Genomic DNA, 14,065 nt, shown 5'->3' with positions numbered 1-14,065 from the left:
GGCGACGATGCATCCGCCCGGATGCCTCGCGTTGAACACCTTCGATGAAAGCGTTTTTCGGCTGCCAGCCCAATTTCTGTTACCAGCTCGTGCCGGGCGCGCGCAAACCAGCGGTATCGTATCCTGCCTTTTGCGCAACAAACGGCATCAAGCGCTCGATCGCATGAAGGACCGTGCCGTCATAAGGAACGGGCTCCGATGGGTAATCAATCCAACCGAGACCCAGATCTAGCAGCGGAAGTAACACCTTTGGTCGGCACCAGAACATGGTTCCCAGCGGGAAATCCAAAAAGTCCGCCAGCGGCGTGGCGATGCCCATCCGTCTTGCCAGATCCTCGGCGATTTCCCTGTTGTCGTTCCAACCTACGAGGTGTGGATCCTCCGCCATCAGAAGACCTATCGCCGGTTTCGATGCGAAGACTGCCGCAGCCAGGTCGAGCATCGCGTGTTCGCCGCCAACCAAGTTCTCCCAAAGGAAGTGCCGCCACGCCTCCCCCATGGCCGCATCCGTGCCCATGCTCCTCTTGGCGTGCACGTGGCCGATTAGATCGTAGCAACCATCTAGCAGCCGCGGCAGGAATTCGGTGAGAAGCGGTCCGACATCACGCCCCCTGTTGGGAACGATCGCAATTTCGACAGCACTGTCGTAGTCGCCGAACACGGCTTGAAGATGTCTGGCTTTGGCGTCGGTGTCCGTGGATAGGAACAGATCGCAACGAGTGCAGTTACGCTTGAGCCGGAAAGCCAAATCACTAGCCAGATCTTCATAGTAGAAATGAGCATGAAGGGCCACACGCTGCATATCTTGCGACGCCCGGTACGTGCCGTTGCCAGGATTGAAAACGTCCCGGGACCATGGGCCGACGGGGCGCCCGGCGCGGAGCCAATGGGCTAAGGGATTGGCTTTCCCCAGGCCGCACGTATCTGAATTCGCTTGTGCATAGATTTGCGGATTGAAGCCCGCACAAGGACGGCGGAATTGTGGATTGGCTATCGAATCGCCCGAAAGGCCCATGATGCTCCATTGCTGGAGCGTGCGCCGCTCGGCTTCCAACTCCTCAACGGGCGCTATCCCTGGAGGAAGGACCATATCGCGATCAACTGCCGCAGCCACCATCAGGGTAGCAATATCCTCGTCATGAAGTGCTGCCGCGGCTGCCTTGCCCCACTCATCGACTTGTTGAACATAGGCACTCATGTTGTAAGCGGCTTGTCCTACTCGCGCCACTTCGGCTCCCAAGGCCTTTGCTTTATCGCGGTCGTCTGCCAGCCCGCACAAGATGGCGGCCGCGGCGTAGGTGTCGAGGTGAGGTGCGATGAGAGGACGTGTAGCAGCGTCGGCCCCTAAGATCTCCGCCGTTCCACAGGCTCCCTGGAAGCACACGGTCGGGATCCCACGCACAACCGTATCGATGGCCACGTTTGGCTGAGGATCAAGGCGAGAACTGAGTAAGAAGGCGTCTGCAATGGCATATGCAGGCTCCAGATCCGATACCGGATCAAGCATCACCAAGCTATCGCCCAGATCAGACTGGGCGATCTGGTAAGCGAGATACGCCGAGTAGCCACTGTCATGCTCCGGATCGTACCCATGACCGATCCAGACAAATCGAAAGCGAACATTCGGCCGCAACCGTTTTGCCGTCGCAGCTGCGCTTATAAAAAGATCAACGCCTTTACGAATGTGCACCGAGCCGGCGCCAAGCACCAGAAAGGAAGCCTCGTCACCTTCGGGCCGCAAACGACGTAGGAACTCGCCACTATTTTTGTCAGCAGGCTGATGGGCTGAGGAAGCTGGCGGCGGATCGCTGCGCCCCTGAGCCATGATATGAATTCCGGGGCGCCCTTTGAGGCCAGGAAAGGCATCGTACGAAGACTGCGCAACGATCTCCGCTGGAAATACGACATGCTGCGCCCAGTCATAAACGTTACGCATCTTGGCTAAGGGGCGCGTATAGGTGGCAAACTCATGCACCAAAGCAACGCTCGGCACCCCACAGGACGCCAAGGCAGGCACCATGATCTGCGTCTCTATGCTATTGGCGATGGCATAAAGTGGCTTGAACTCTTCCACGATTCGCTTGGCTAGGCGGATCGCATCCGCTGAGTGCCAATCCTCCCATGTCAAGGGACCAACGGACGAGGCGGCAACGGCGACGAAGTCGTTTTCGAGTTCTCCACCGCGCATCATCAGGGAAACCACCGTTGCCCTTGTCGCTAGCGCTTGGGCAAGGTTCCACCCCAACATCGGCGCGCCGGTTCTCGAAGCCTCATGCACAATCAGAAGCACAACCGGCTTTTCTGAGTGAGGTAACGGCGAAAACTCTAACCTATCAACGACTGACACGCCTCTCCGACCTTCGTGCCGGCCATGGCGCTCGTAGTGCAGGAGAGGCGAAAACCCAACGCTAGCTATATCTGAGTAGCGTTCCCGATAATAAGACGAATCAAAAAAAGGCGATGCGCGCCAGCCAAGCGGTTCACCGACCACCGCGTAGTGCAACGCCGGGTCCATACCAGCAGGCAACCGGTGTGCGTAATATTCGGCATCGAAGGCATGCGCCAGTCGCAAATGGGCAGCAGCCTCCTCGGCTTCGCGTCTATTCGCAGGTAAAAAATCCACAAGAGCCGAGAGTTCTAGCCAGACATACGCGGGCGGCTTGAACATCCCTGCCGCCTGGTAGAAGGGACGCAGGAAGGCGCCGTCGAACCGCGCATTTGGCTCCAATCCGGTCCGCCAGCCAATGTCGGCATAGTGCCCCACTGGATCCACCAGGTCCGGCTGACTAAGCGAGGAACGATAGTAATCGCCATCTACGAACCTCGTCATTTCCAGCATAGCGACGAATTCATTACGAATTTCATCAACTATTGCGCTCGTGCGAGGATTCATTGGGTGCGTCCTGGTCCAAGAACACGATTGCGGACAAACGCGCGGAGCCGGCGCGGAAAGAGCCGCGACGCGCTAAGTATCCCAAAGCGTTTCAGAATGGCCTCTAGGCGGCGGCGTAGGCCGAAGTAGCGTTGCTCCCATTCGGCAGCTTTGCTCTCCAAATCCGCTACGCGGCCTTCCCATTCAGCATTTCGCTGTCGCAGTTCTCTGACGTCGGCTCCTTGTCTGAGACGCGATTCAGCAAGGAGGTTGGCATGTCGGAACGATGTTCTCAACACGTCTCGCTGAGAACATGCTACGGCCAGTTCGGAGCGTATTTGCGTGAGCTCTGCCCGTAGCCGCTCGAGTTCAGCCAAAGGTACGGACGCTGACGATTGAATTTCGGTGCCCGTCGCATCAAACGCTCTGGCGGGATTCCGCTGGCCCTTAGCAGTTTCGGCGCTCCACGGCTCCTCAATGTCCGCGTGGCTTCCCGACTGAGCCAAGGCCAAGGCGGCTTCCGCTCTTTCGGCTCGTTCGACTTGAGCCTTGATGGTTTCACTAGCCGTTTCAATTTCGCGGCGGAGACCAGAAGCCAGCAATTCCGTCTGCTTCATGTGACTGCGAAGCTCTGCGTGAGCGGCATGACTTCCCGACTGAGCCAAGGCCAAGGCGGCTTCAGCCTTTTCGGCCCGTTCGACTTGAGCCTTGATGGTTTCACTAGCCGTTTCGATTTCGCGGCGGAGACCAGAAGCCAGCAATTCCGACTGCTCCATGTGACTGCGAAGCTCCGCGGTAGAGGCGGCGCCACTCTCTGCTCGCGCCAGGATTTCACCGATATCGCTTGTCTCGATGAACAACGAATTAGGAATACTTGGGAGTTCTGATTCGGAGGCAACCGCAATATTGTATGGCGGTCGTGGTAAGCCTTGACTGACCTCGTAATGCGTCTCCCCTCGTCGCTCGAACGTTAGCGTTCTCGATATTCCAGCCTCGTCATCTGCGATAAGCGTTGATCCGAGCAGCGGTCTTTGAAGGAGTATCAAGACATTACGGAACACCCCCTTCAGCAGCGCCTCGAGCTCCACACGCGAGAGCTCGTGCACATGATAGGGATTGGCAGGGCTTCCGAGCGGAGAATAGACATCTCGTTCAGGAGACGAAAGGATGAGAAAACCGGCTGGCCGCAAAACGCGTCGAACCTCTGCGATAAACAGATCATGTTCAAAAAAATGCTCAAGCGTTTCAAAGGACACGACCACGTCTACGCTCGCATCTGCCAAAGGCAACTTGCGCGCGTCTCCTTGCAGATAGCGAAGGTTGGGGGCGACGTAGCCTCCCTGGGCGTGCGCTACCGCCTCCTCGGACAACTCGATACCAACAACCGATCGCGCGACTTGGGCCAGGAGAGCGGAGCCGTACCCTTCGCCAGACGCCACATCAACAACGTCAAGGTCGCGGCAAAGAGCCCGGGCAAAAAAATAGCGGTGAAGGTGCTCGATCTCCACTTGATTCGCCGTATCGGTTGTGAACCGTTCGCCGGTCCACTCTAGTGCTGGCTGTGGTAGGACCCGTTCGAATATCTCGCCCATTGATTCTCGCCTATTCCTCTCGCTGATCTATTGTTCAGGGCCACTTACCTCTGACCTGTCACGATGTGCGCCGCCACCACCAAGATCCCCGAGTGTTTGGCTCAAGCCTTCAGAAAAGGAGAGAGAAGGTCGCCACCCCAGTGTCTCCCGAATGAGCGAAATATCGAGCACACTCACTGGAACATCAAATTTTCGACCGTGCTCATAGCGAACGTCCAATCTATGGGGGAGTTTTGATTCAAGTTCGGCAATGACCCCGTTAAGGCTGACCCCCTCGCCACTCCCGATATTGAATACATGGTGGCTGTCGAGCGGTTGCGCGCGAGCCAGCGCAACCAAGCCTGCTGCGACGTCGGAGATGTGAATGAAATCACGCACGACTTCGCCATCGCCCCATATAATTATTGGCTGCTGCGACAATGCGCGGTGCAGGAACGTCGTCACCGCACCTAGACCTTTTGCCAAATTCTGCCCCGCTCCAAAAGGATTGGCTAGGCGTGCAACTCGACAGTCGAGCCCGTAGAGAGCTCGATAGGTCCCTAGATACAGTTCGACCGCAGCCTTACCAGCGCCGTAGGCGGTGATCGGACTTAAACGGTGATCTTCATGCACCGGAACACGCAGCAGTTTCCCGTAAACCGTACCGCCGGACGAAGCGAAGATCAGCCTCGGCGCTAGCGATCCTTTTTTTCGGAGCGCCTCTAGCAAACCCAGAGTTGGCGCCACATTGGTCGACAGATCAAGGGAGGGATCATTGTTAGCGCTGGCGGGAACGGATGACCACGCATAGTGGTGAATGACCGTGATCCCGTCGATCAGGCTATCCCATTGCGCGTTGGCGAGATCGAAACTCCGCCATCCGACTCGCTCCTCAAGTGCAGGAGTAAATGTCGGCTTCGAAAGTGAGCGCCCGGCTAAAACAACTTCATGCCCGCTTTGCACCAAGAGTGCAGCAACATGTCGGCCAATGAAACCACTTCCACCGAGGATCAGATGGCGTTCGACAACGTCAGGCTTTTCTACTTTAGAAATCATGCGGATAAGCTCTTCCGCCCCCCCGAATGCGGTTAACTGCTATTGCGGAAACCAGAATAGTGAACCGCAATTCTTGATGGGCACGGGCTGCAAATGGCCATGCCCGAATGGTTCCGTACCCTGACTTCGCCAGTGCGTCAAAGCATATTGGTTTGACAAATTGATTTCATTGAAGCGCCAGGCATTGTGCTGCTTGAGCGATCTGCCGAGTGCAGCGGCCCTGGTAGATCAGGCCCGGCCTGCCCATTGCGTCACTGGGCTCTTCTCGCCCTTTGGCGACCCGCGCTTTTGCCGGAACCATGGAAGGGATCGATGACATCCAGACCGGAAAGCGATATCGCACTGTTCGCGACGTCCGCGTATGTGGTCCTATAGGCATCGAACTGTTCCAGTTCTGCCAAATCTGCCTTAACTGCGTCGGTGGATCGACGAGCTTGTATCGGAGTGGGCATGAAGCTATCTGAGGGCAATAGGCAACTGATTTTGTGTGCGCTGATCGCGGCGCCGATTCTCATCGGCGTAGGTGCCGCCTATGTAAACGTCGAAGATCCCGACTACGTATGGGACTATGGCGCATATTGGAAGATATTCCAACAATACGGAACCCTGATCGGCTCCAGTGCGGACTGGGTTTCTATAGCCCTTGGCTCGATCCGGAATGACGACTACAACGCGTCGGCTGCGATACTACTTTACCCCTTCTTCGCTTTGTTCGGCGGTAGCCGAACTGCATATATTGTCGCGATCGTCCTGGTCTATTTGCTTCCTGCAACACTTGTAGCAACTATAGTCACCGGGCGGATTTCCAAGGCGACTTCTAACACTCTCGCCTGGATTTTCCTAATCGCCGTTACGTACCTGCCGTTCTGGTCGCCAACTCTTCGCGGCATGTTGGATATCGTCGGCCTCGTCCCACTCGGGTTAGCTACCCTCCTCATCTTCAGGTCGAATTTTCTGGAGCGCAGGCCCGTGGTTAGTGGATTGGCGATAGGCTTACTGGTCTGGATGCCGTTCCTGTTTCGCCGCTGGTATGCCTTCAGCGTGGTCATCTTCTTTGTCATGTCGTTTCTGTTCGGATTGATCCGGCATCGGCAATCCGGGCTTTCTAAACTGGCGTGGCCTCTGGTGGGTTTGTCGATAGCGGGAGCCCTCTTCCTAGTGCTGGTTTTTTCGTTCCAGTTCGGGTTGGTCATGCGAGCGCTTTCGACATCGTATGGCGACCTTTACGATTCGTACCAAGCTTCGGCATGGATCCATATCAGGTCGGCTTGGAACCGATTGGGCCCCTGTGTTGTGATGATGATGATCATCGGGGTGGCAGTTGCGTTGGCCAGAAGGAATTTCGAAGCCATATTCTGCCTATGTGCTGCACTCGCGACTTTCATCTTCTTCGCCAAAACCCAGCAACTCGGAGCGCATCACTTTTTGCCGGTCGCGTTTTGGCTGTTCCCAGTCTATTTTTTGGGCATCGATTGGATCGCTAACCGCCTCATTGTGCTACCAGCAAACTTACGCCTGATGCCGTTCGGAGCGCTGTCGGTTCTAAGTTTCACAGTCAGTATTGCACCAATCGCGGGCATGTCTGGGGCGCTTGGTGTGGTCGCCCCGCTGGTTGATAACAGACCACTTAGGATAGAAAATTTCGCGGAGTATGAAAAACTGGTGCACGATCTTGAAGCCACATTGATGCCCGACGCGCACGTCGTCATCTTCTCTTCAAGCATGGTGCTTTCGGATGCGCTTATTGCTGTTCTGTCGCCAGCATTGGACCCTCACATAAACTACGCACCGCACATCGCTAAGCTCCGCCTCTTCCCCTTCGAACTCCTTCGGTCCGAGTATGCCATAGCCGTCACGCCACCGCAGGCCGCCACCGGCCAGGCTCCGAGCAGTCAGGCCAATATAACGGTCCCTGGCGAAATGCTGTTAAAGCACGCCGGCTTTGGTGAAGCCTTCGAGCAGACCGGGAAGAGCTACAAGCTCGGCGCCAATGTGACCGCTTATTTGCTGCGCCGAACCAGACCGGTGACCCCCTCGGAAATGAAGCAATTGCTCGATATTCTGGGTGCTACCTATGCGGATTGGCCGGCATATTACTTTCACACCATGTTGATTCCGTTCGCCGCCAGGGAAGTTCAGCTTGGAGACGTCTGGGGTGTGGCTAAGGTCTTGGGGCCAAGCGAGCTTTTTCTCCATCCGGGCGCAACAAAGCCCACGTCGGTAGCGATTCCGCTGGCTTCCTCTGTAGCCGAAAGACCGATCTCTATGGCCTTCTCGATTAGCCGGGATGTCCTCGGACATTGCCCGAATGCCGATGGGGTAATAGCCCGCGTTGAACTAAATGCGCGCGAGATTTGGGCCGGGCCTGTGGGACCGGGGAACCAGATCTCGATCGACCTGCCGCCAGAAGATGGACTTCTAATGATCACCGTCGAGAACAGAACCGGCCCGAACTGCGACGATGTTGACGTTTCCTTTAGGCAGCCAACTCAGTAGGAAAATGTTGTGGGCGCCTTGAAGGCGGATATTCAGGTAGAGCGAACCGCGCTGTTGCGCACGCGCTATGCTTGCTAATTTGCGTGGGAAAACGGGAGGCAAATCATGCGCGCGATACTTCTAATCCTTGGTTGGTGGCATCTTGATGTACCTGTTCACCCAGTCTGAAATCCATGAAATCCTGGTCTCGGTCTTGTTCAGTACGGGCGTCATGATAGTCGGCCTGTCGAGAGTGATTGCTTTGCTTGAAAGGCAGTTGACGATTTCGACCGACCGAGGAAGCCCGGCGCGTGTCGAGGTTCCCGACCCATCGCCGAGCCACCATTCCCTCTACCGTTCCCATTTTGAGGTCGAATAGGTCCTGTCGCTTGGCATCTGCTGGCTCGAGCTCACGACTTGACCAAGGCACACGACTTTGCTGAGCGCGCAATGACAAGACCGATGAAGCGCGAGAGTCCCGAACTTTTCTCGTCTTCAGGCATGCCCGGATCATTCTTTGCCAACACGGCTGCTGACTAGCATAGGCGCCTTGCCGATCCTGATGGTTGTCTCGGACGACGGGCGCTCGTCGGTGCGGTACTCAGCGGGCGAACAGTCTTCTTATCCCTCGCAAAGGTGCTGTGAGCCGCCAACTGCGCGACGCGAGCAGTGCATTGCGTTCACCGACCACTCCGTCCCTGTCGCGCAACAGGGCATCGCGCTCGGCGATCAACCTGTCTTGTGCTGTTGCGAGGTTGTTGCGCTCAGCTAGCAGCGCATTGCGCTCGCCGACGACCCCATCCCTATCGCGCAACAGGTCATCGCGTTCGGCGATCAATCCGTTTTGGGCTGTTGCGAGGGCGTTCCGCTCAGCAAGCAGACTGTTGTTGGCCTGGGTAAGCGCATCACGTTCCCCCGCCAGGACGCGAACTATCGTGGACTGCTGTTCCAAAAAGGTTGTAAGTTTCGAATTCTCCTGGCGGATCCGTTCCGCCTCGGCGTTGAGCATGCCGTAGTGACCACGCAATTGCTCAACCGCCAATTCCTCGGCCGCCACGGCTGCCCCAAATGTTTCGCAGCCTTCATCAAATTTCATTCGCACAAGGTCCAGCCGATCAAGCAAATCCGTTTTTTCACCGTCGGCAACGATGGCGGTCAGAATTTCATAGGTCTCGCGGACTACGGCCGTGATGTCCGGGTGGTTCTGCATGTCTTCAAGGGTGGACCGCTCATGATAAAGGTCCATCGTCAAAAACTGCTCGATCTCGACGTCGGGGCCGTCTGAACGGACTGGCCAGATCAGACCGGTTTCTTCGGCGGCGCGGTCCATATGATTTCGCCAGTCGATCAGCAATCCCTCATATGGGAGAAAGTATCGCGGCAGGTGTCGCGAATGATATTCGGCATCGAGCACGTGCCGGAGCCACAAAAGAAGCGATTTCGGCAGCGCAATTTTGTCTCGCCGCTGCAGCGAATGTGCGACCTCAAGCGGATTGCGCACCGGTAGAAAAGCGACCGGGCTGACATTCATCTCGGCCAAGATCGACGACATAAATGGAACAAATCTGCATATCCGTGGGTCCTTGATAATGATTAAGGGTTCGTCACCGAACTCGTCGATGAGCAGCGCCTTTATCTTCTGGCGATGCACCTCCGCTGCCTCTGAGTTTATCCATTGTGGATTGAGTTGACGCCACTCGTGCCAGGATGAGCCTGCCGATGCGAGCAGTTCGTCATGCGCGGTGACAAGGGGCAAACTCTCGAAGAATCCGCGCGGATTGGACGCGTTCGACGGCAATGAGGTCTTCGGCCCGGCTGCTCCCAGTGTGTTGATCAGGCCGCCAAGCGCCGAGGTCCCGCTCCGATGCATTCCCAGGACAAGGATGGCCCGCCGGTCCAGCGACGATGGTAATCCGGCTATTTTGGTCATCAATCGAAGGCGCTTTGCATTCTGGTCCTGCCAAGGATCATTCACTTAGATCAAGCTACGTCAAAACGTCAATTCCGTGAATGATCGAGGATCCCTGATTCCGCAGTTTCGCGCAAAAGGCCTCGGGTTTTGATGTGCGGCGTACAACAAAACGCTCGGCGAGGCTGGGTTTTTGCGTTCGATTCTTGAGAGCGGTCCAGGCTGACCTCGATGATCCCGCAGTGATGGGTCTGACGGTCCAACGGGCCTGTGGTCATCCTGGCGTCGCTGGCGAAGACTCTGGCTCGTCATGGCAGCCCCGGTTTGGCTGTTCGGCACCGTACGCGCCCAGATGACTGCTCGGTTCGCGGCAAGGTTAAGGCTTGCAGGCATCCGGCAAGCGAAGCTAAATGCTCAGCGAGTAGGCGCGGCGCACCGTAGCCTTCTCTCGAATGCCACATCCGCCTGTCGGGGTACACCTCTGTCGGACTCAATTCCAGCCGCTGGACTTTGGAACGGCCTTCCCGGAACGGAGGCGGAGGAGCGGATTGCCGGCAAGGTGCATTATCTCGCCGTGCTCGACCGCCTGCACAACGAGCTGCGCCCCGCTCACTACCTTGAAATCGGGATTCGCCTGGGACGAAGCCTCGTGCTCGCCCGCGGCAGGGCGACAGGCGTGGATCCCGCGCCGGCGATTGATTGCGCATTGCCCCCGACAACAGAAATCGTGGCCTTGACCAGCGATGCGTTCTTCGCCTCGGCGCCGCCGGACCTTGCGCCGGATTTCGGTTTCATCGATGGATTGCATCTGTTCGAATATGCGCTGCGCGATTTCATGAACATCGAGCAGCGGGCAGCGCCCGGCACCGTCGTGGTGATCGATGACGTTTTCCCCAACCATCCAGCGCAAGCCGACCGCACACGCCGCACGCGCGCGTGGACCGGCGACGTCTGGCGTCTGGTCGAGGTGCTGCGCCGGTACCGCGGCGACCTCTTCCTCCTGCCGCTCGATACGGTTCCTACCGGCCTGCTTCTTATCGCCGGGCTCGACCCGACAAACCAGGTGCTGGCGCAGAATTACGACCAGATTGTACGCGAAGCGCTCGCTTGGCCTGGGCCCCCGTCCACTGTGCTGGAGCGCAGCGGCGCGCTCGATCCGTCAGGCGAGCAGGTCGACAGTATCATCGCGCGTTTGAAGGAAGCTCGGCAGACTGGCGCAAATGGATGGGAAATCGCGGCAAGGCTGAAGACGGCCGTCAGAGCGCCTCGACCACCGACTTCGGTTCAGCCAAAGCTCTCGGTTGTCGTCGTCGGCTACAATATGGCGCGAGAGCTTCCGCGCACGATCCGTTCGCTGTCGCCGCTCATGCAGCGTGGCATCGCGCCGGAGGACTACGAGGTCATTTTGATCGACAACGGCTCGACGCGGCCTGCCGACGAAGCCCAGTTGCGGAGCGTGCTCCCGGGTTTGGTCATGCGCTCTATGCCCCGCGCCACTGTATCCCCGGTGCTCGCGGTCAATCTCGGCCTATCGCTTGCGCGTGGCGACTTCGTCGGCGTGTGGATCGATGGCGCGCGCATGGCATCGCCGGGACTGCTGGCGGCAGCGCTCAGCGCATCGCGCCTGCACGTGCGTCCGATGATCGGAACCATTGCTTTCCATGTTGGACCCGAGGTTCAGATGGAGAGCGTCAAAAAGGGCTACTGTCAGGCAACCGAAGACACAATGCTGTCAGCGAGTGGTTGGGAGGACGACGGCTACCGGCTGTTCGGCATCTCCGCCCTCGCCGGATCTTCGGCGGGAGGCTGGTTCGAATTGCCGGCCGAAAGCAACGCCGTATTCCTGAAGGCCGAGCACTGGCGTGCGCTCGGCGGCTTCGACGAGCGTTTTGAGACTCCGGGCGGTGGCCTTGCAAATCTTGATACGTGGTCGCGCATCTGCGCGGACACGAGCGGAGAGCTCATCATGCTGCTCGGCGAGGCGACGTTTCATCAGGTCCATGGCGGCATCGCGACGAACTCCGTCAGCCCGCCGCATCAATCCTTCCACGAGGAGTACGTCCGCATTCGTAGTCATCCCTTCGTCAGGCCGACCCGCCAGCCCTTGTTTTTCGGGGGCCTGCCTGATCAGGCCAAATCCAGCCTAAAGCATTCGATCGAGCAGATGTAGCGGATCGTCATCGCCGGATTTGAGGCCGAGAATTCATGAATACGCGAGTTCACGGCAGGCAGCCCTGGGAGCAGCAATTTGGTTAGCGGGATTGATGCCAGAAGGCAGCCAACAAAGCGGAACCGGATGTCTCTGGGATGACGACGTTCCGCCACATCGATCCACCGTTCAACTTCAATCATCCAGACATTGTAAAATACCCGCCAGAGGTGACCGCAGCCACTTACTGGAGGCGCACGCCAAGCCGCCCCTCGCCAACGAAAGTTTTGATGCGGTTTGCATGTTTTCCGTCATTGCGCATCAGGCGCCTTCTGAAGCGGCGGCAATCCTCTCGTTGATCCGCAGTCGGTTGCGAACGCAACACCTATACTTTACTGTTATTGTATCGACTGTCGACGGCTATGCGGAAGCTGATCGGGCTAATCCTCGCCTTCTCAGCACCTACAACACGGCTCTCATCGAGACACTGGTGCGGGACGCGGGATGGCGCCTTGAACAGGTCTATGAGCCATCACCCGTGCACCAGACGGCCTTCGTCTGCTCGCCAAAATGAATTCGTTCCTGGATCGGCTCCATTGTAGATGATCCTGACGCTGTTCTATAGAACAGCGCCAACTCCTAGCTTGACGTTGAGGGTTGACGCGTCGCGATGCAAGAGGTCGACTGGACCGGATCTTGGTCGCGTAAGGGAATGAGAGTTATTAGCGAACGCGACGGAGATAGCCGTTGACGTTCCACGTCACATTGGTGCCGAAGTGGTCGCAAAGGCCGGTATCGATTTCATAGTCCTGCCCACGATCGCGCAAGAACAGCTCGACCGCACGGCGCGGGCCGCCCATCAGCTTAGCGACAAATTCTGGACCATAAAGATCGTCGATATTACCGTCCTCGACGGCAATATACTCTCCGGCAACCAGCCAACGATCGAAGAAGCGCAGCACGGCGAGCGTCGTCTCGCAATGATGGTCCGCGTCCTCGATGACGAACATCGGTCTGGGGAGGCTCTCCATCAGCTCCGCCGGTAAGGTTGCTGCCAGGTCGCGACCGTCGCCGCGATGAAACGTCACGCCCGGCACGCTGATCGAGGGCGGCGTGATGTCGATCGAGTGAATGACGCAGTCGACGCCGAAGCTGCGCAGTATATCGGCAAACCAGAGCGCGCTGCCGCCCCATTTGGAGCCGATCTCGATCAATGTCCTGGGCTTCTGCTGCCAAAGCAGCATTTGGTACAGCGCCAGATCGAATGGATTTTTGTAGGTGGGCACGCCCTTGTAGGTGTAGCGCATGGTGCCGTCTTGAATCCTGGCAAGCGGTGCACCCAGCAATGTACTTCCGGTGGCAAGACGTTCAATCATATGGTTGTCCCATGAGCCTGGTGCCAGGTGTGCCGCCGCTCGACAAAGCGCGAGAGAGACGCACCTCCGTTAGTGGTTCAGAAAAATATTGCTTTCAATGCCGCTGTGGCGGCGGTGACTGCCGCCACAAAGGAGGTGGTCATTTATGGAAACTGGGCTTTTTCGCCATGAACGGGTCAATGGTACGAAATATCGATACCCTTATTCAAGGACATTCGCACAGGCGGTAGCTGCCGGCTGCCGCAGGATCGTTGTGACAAGCGGCGCGGTGGCCTCGGCATTGGAACGTTGACGGTTGAGGTCGGAAAAGACATCTAGTCCCGGATTGCGATCGACGGGCGTCGGCTTGCACGCCTGACAGGGGGCACAAGCAATCCCCCACCCCGCCACCGAACACCCCAGGGTTAGAGGAGCCGGACCCGCCCGCGACGAAAGATTGCCGAGACATCGAATGGGCTCAACGTCACCCGGACATGAACCCCCAACAAATGGATCCGCCCGTCTGTGGGCATCGACGATGTTTTCCATTTGAAGAAACCATCTACGATCCGAATGGATATTTATTGACGATGACACACCGCCTCTCTGGAGAATCAAATTAGAACGCGGTAACGTCCACTCGCTTGGGTTCCTTAGGTTCAGTTTGTATCGAAGAAT

9 protein-coding genes are annotated in these 14,065 nt (G+C 57.5%); 4 read left to right on the top strand and 5 right to left on the bottom strand.

Translation table 11 applies throughout. From position 1 onward, the window contains the following. Positions 1-79: 79 nt before the first annotated feature. The 3 genes from CK228_RS31155 to CK228_RS31145 are packed head-to-tail and all read right to left on the bottom strand — an operon-like array spanning position 80 to position 5,499. Positions 80-2,893 carry a rhamnan synthesis F family protein gene (locus tag CK228_RS31155; RefSeq protein WP_095790314.1) on the bottom strand — a complete coding sequence of 938 codons (2,814 nt, stop codon included), beginning with the start codon at positions 2,891-2,893 and terminating at the stop codon, positions 80-82. Next, complete coding sequence (locus CK228_RS31150; protein ID WP_095790313.1) at positions 2,890-4,464, bottom strand: class I SAM-dependent methyltransferase; 1,575 nt, start codon at positions 4,462-4,464, stop codon at positions 2,890-2,892. The genes CK228_RS31155 and CK228_RS31150 overlap by 4 nt, the downstream gene beginning before the upstream one ends. A 27-nt stretch (positions 4,465-4,491) precedes the next feature. Next, a complete protein-coding gene (locus CK228_RS31145) occupies positions 4,492-5,499 on the bottom strand; it encodes an NAD-dependent epimerase/dehydratase family protein (protein ID WP_095790312.1) in 1,008 nt (335 codons plus the stop codon). A gap of 450 nt (positions 5,500-5,949) precedes the next feature. Here CK228_RS31145 and CK228_RS31140 point away from each other — a divergent pair, with 450 nt between their 5' ends. Both CK228_RS31140 and CK228_RS31135 read left to right on the top strand, forming a co-directional pair. After that, positions 5,950-7,995 carry a hypothetical protein gene (locus CK228_RS31140; RefSeq protein WP_095790311.1) on the top strand — a complete coding sequence of 682 codons (2,046 nt, stop codon included), beginning with the start codon at positions 5,950-5,952 and terminating at the stop codon, positions 7,993-7,995. 145 nt (positions 7,996-8,140) lie between these two features. Next, a complete protein-coding gene (locus CK228_RS31135) occupies positions 8,141-8,353 on the top strand; it encodes a hypothetical protein (protein ID WP_143750639.1) in 213 nt (70 codons plus the stop codon). A 222-nt stretch (positions 8,354-8,575) separates the two neighbouring features. Here CK228_RS31135 and CK228_RS31130 read toward each other — a convergent pair whose 3' ends face one another. Next, positions 8,576-9,904 (bottom strand): sulfotransferase family protein, encoded by a 1,329-nt coding sequence (locus CK228_RS31130; protein ID WP_095790309.1) that lies wholly within the window; start codon positions 9,902-9,904, stop codon positions 8,576-8,578. Between the two features lie 538 nt (positions 9,905-10,442). Here CK228_RS31130 and CK228_RS31125 point away from each other — a divergent pair. Continuing rightward, on the top strand, positions 10,443-12,053 hold the full coding sequence (locus CK228_RS31125; protein ID WP_095790308.1) for a class I SAM-dependent methyltransferase: 1,611 nt from the start codon (positions 10,443-10,445) through the stop codon (positions 12,051-12,053). 94 nt (positions 12,054-12,147) lie between these two features. Next, positions 12,148-12,606 carry a class I SAM-dependent methyltransferase gene (locus CK228_RS35525; protein WP_179296105.1) on the top strand — a complete coding sequence of 153 codons (459 nt, stop codon included), beginning with the start codon at positions 12,148-12,150 and terminating at the stop codon, positions 12,604-12,606. A 148-nt stretch (positions 12,607-12,754) separates the two neighbouring features. On the opposite strand, the gene CK228_RS31120 is transcribed toward CK228_RS35525, so the two are convergent. Next, positions 12,755-13,408, bottom strand: a complete 654-nt coding sequence (locus CK228_RS31120; protein WP_095790307.1) for a CmcI family methyltransferase — start codon at positions 13,406-13,408, stop codon at positions 12,755-12,757. Between the last annotated feature and the right edge of the window lie 657 nt (positions 13,409-14,065).

Source organism: Mesorhizobium sp. WSM4312 (assembly GCF_002294875.1).
In the GTDB taxonomy this organism is placed as follows: Bacteria; Pseudomonadota; Alphaproteobacteria; order Rhizobiales; family Rhizobiaceae; genus Mesorhizobium.
Note: the sequence above shows the minus strand (reverse complement) of the source record. Positions and strands in the feature narration are given on the sequence as shown.

What these genes read in the sequence shown, in the direction of transcription:
- CK228_RS31155 (WP_095790314.1), bottom strand. Translation starts at nt 2,893, where the DNA reads ATGAATCCTCGCACGAGCGCAATAGTTGATGAAATTCGTAATGAATTC.
- CK228_RS31150 (WP_095790313.1), bottom strand. Translation starts at nt 4,464, where the DNA reads ATGGGCGAGATATTCGAACGGGTCCTACCACAGCCAGCACTAGAGTGG.
- CK228_RS31145 (WP_095790312.1), bottom strand. Translation starts at nt 5,499, where the DNA reads ATGATTTCTAAAGTAGAAAAGCCTGACGTTGTCGAACGCCATCTGATC.
- CK228_RS31140 (WP_095790311.1), top strand. Translation starts at nt 5,950, where the DNA reads ATGAAGCTATCTGAGGGCAATAGGCAACTGATTTTGTGTGCGCTGATC.
- CK228_RS31135 (WP_143750639.1), top strand. Translation starts at nt 8,141, where the DNA reads ATGTACCTGTTCACCCAGTCTGAAATCCATGAAATCCTGGTCTCGGTC.
- CK228_RS31130 (WP_095790309.1), bottom strand. Translation starts at nt 9,904, where the DNA reads ATGACCAAAATAGCCGGATTACCATCGTCGCTGGACCGGCGGGCCATC.
- CK228_RS35525 (WP_179296105.1), top strand. Translation starts at nt 12,148, where the DNA reads ATGCCAGAAGGCAGCCAACAAAGCGGAACCGGATGTCTCTGGGATGAC.
- CK228_RS31120 (WP_095790307.1), bottom strand. Translation starts at nt 13,408, where the DNA reads ATGATTGAACGTCTTGCCACCGGAAGTACATTGCTGGGTGCACCGCTT.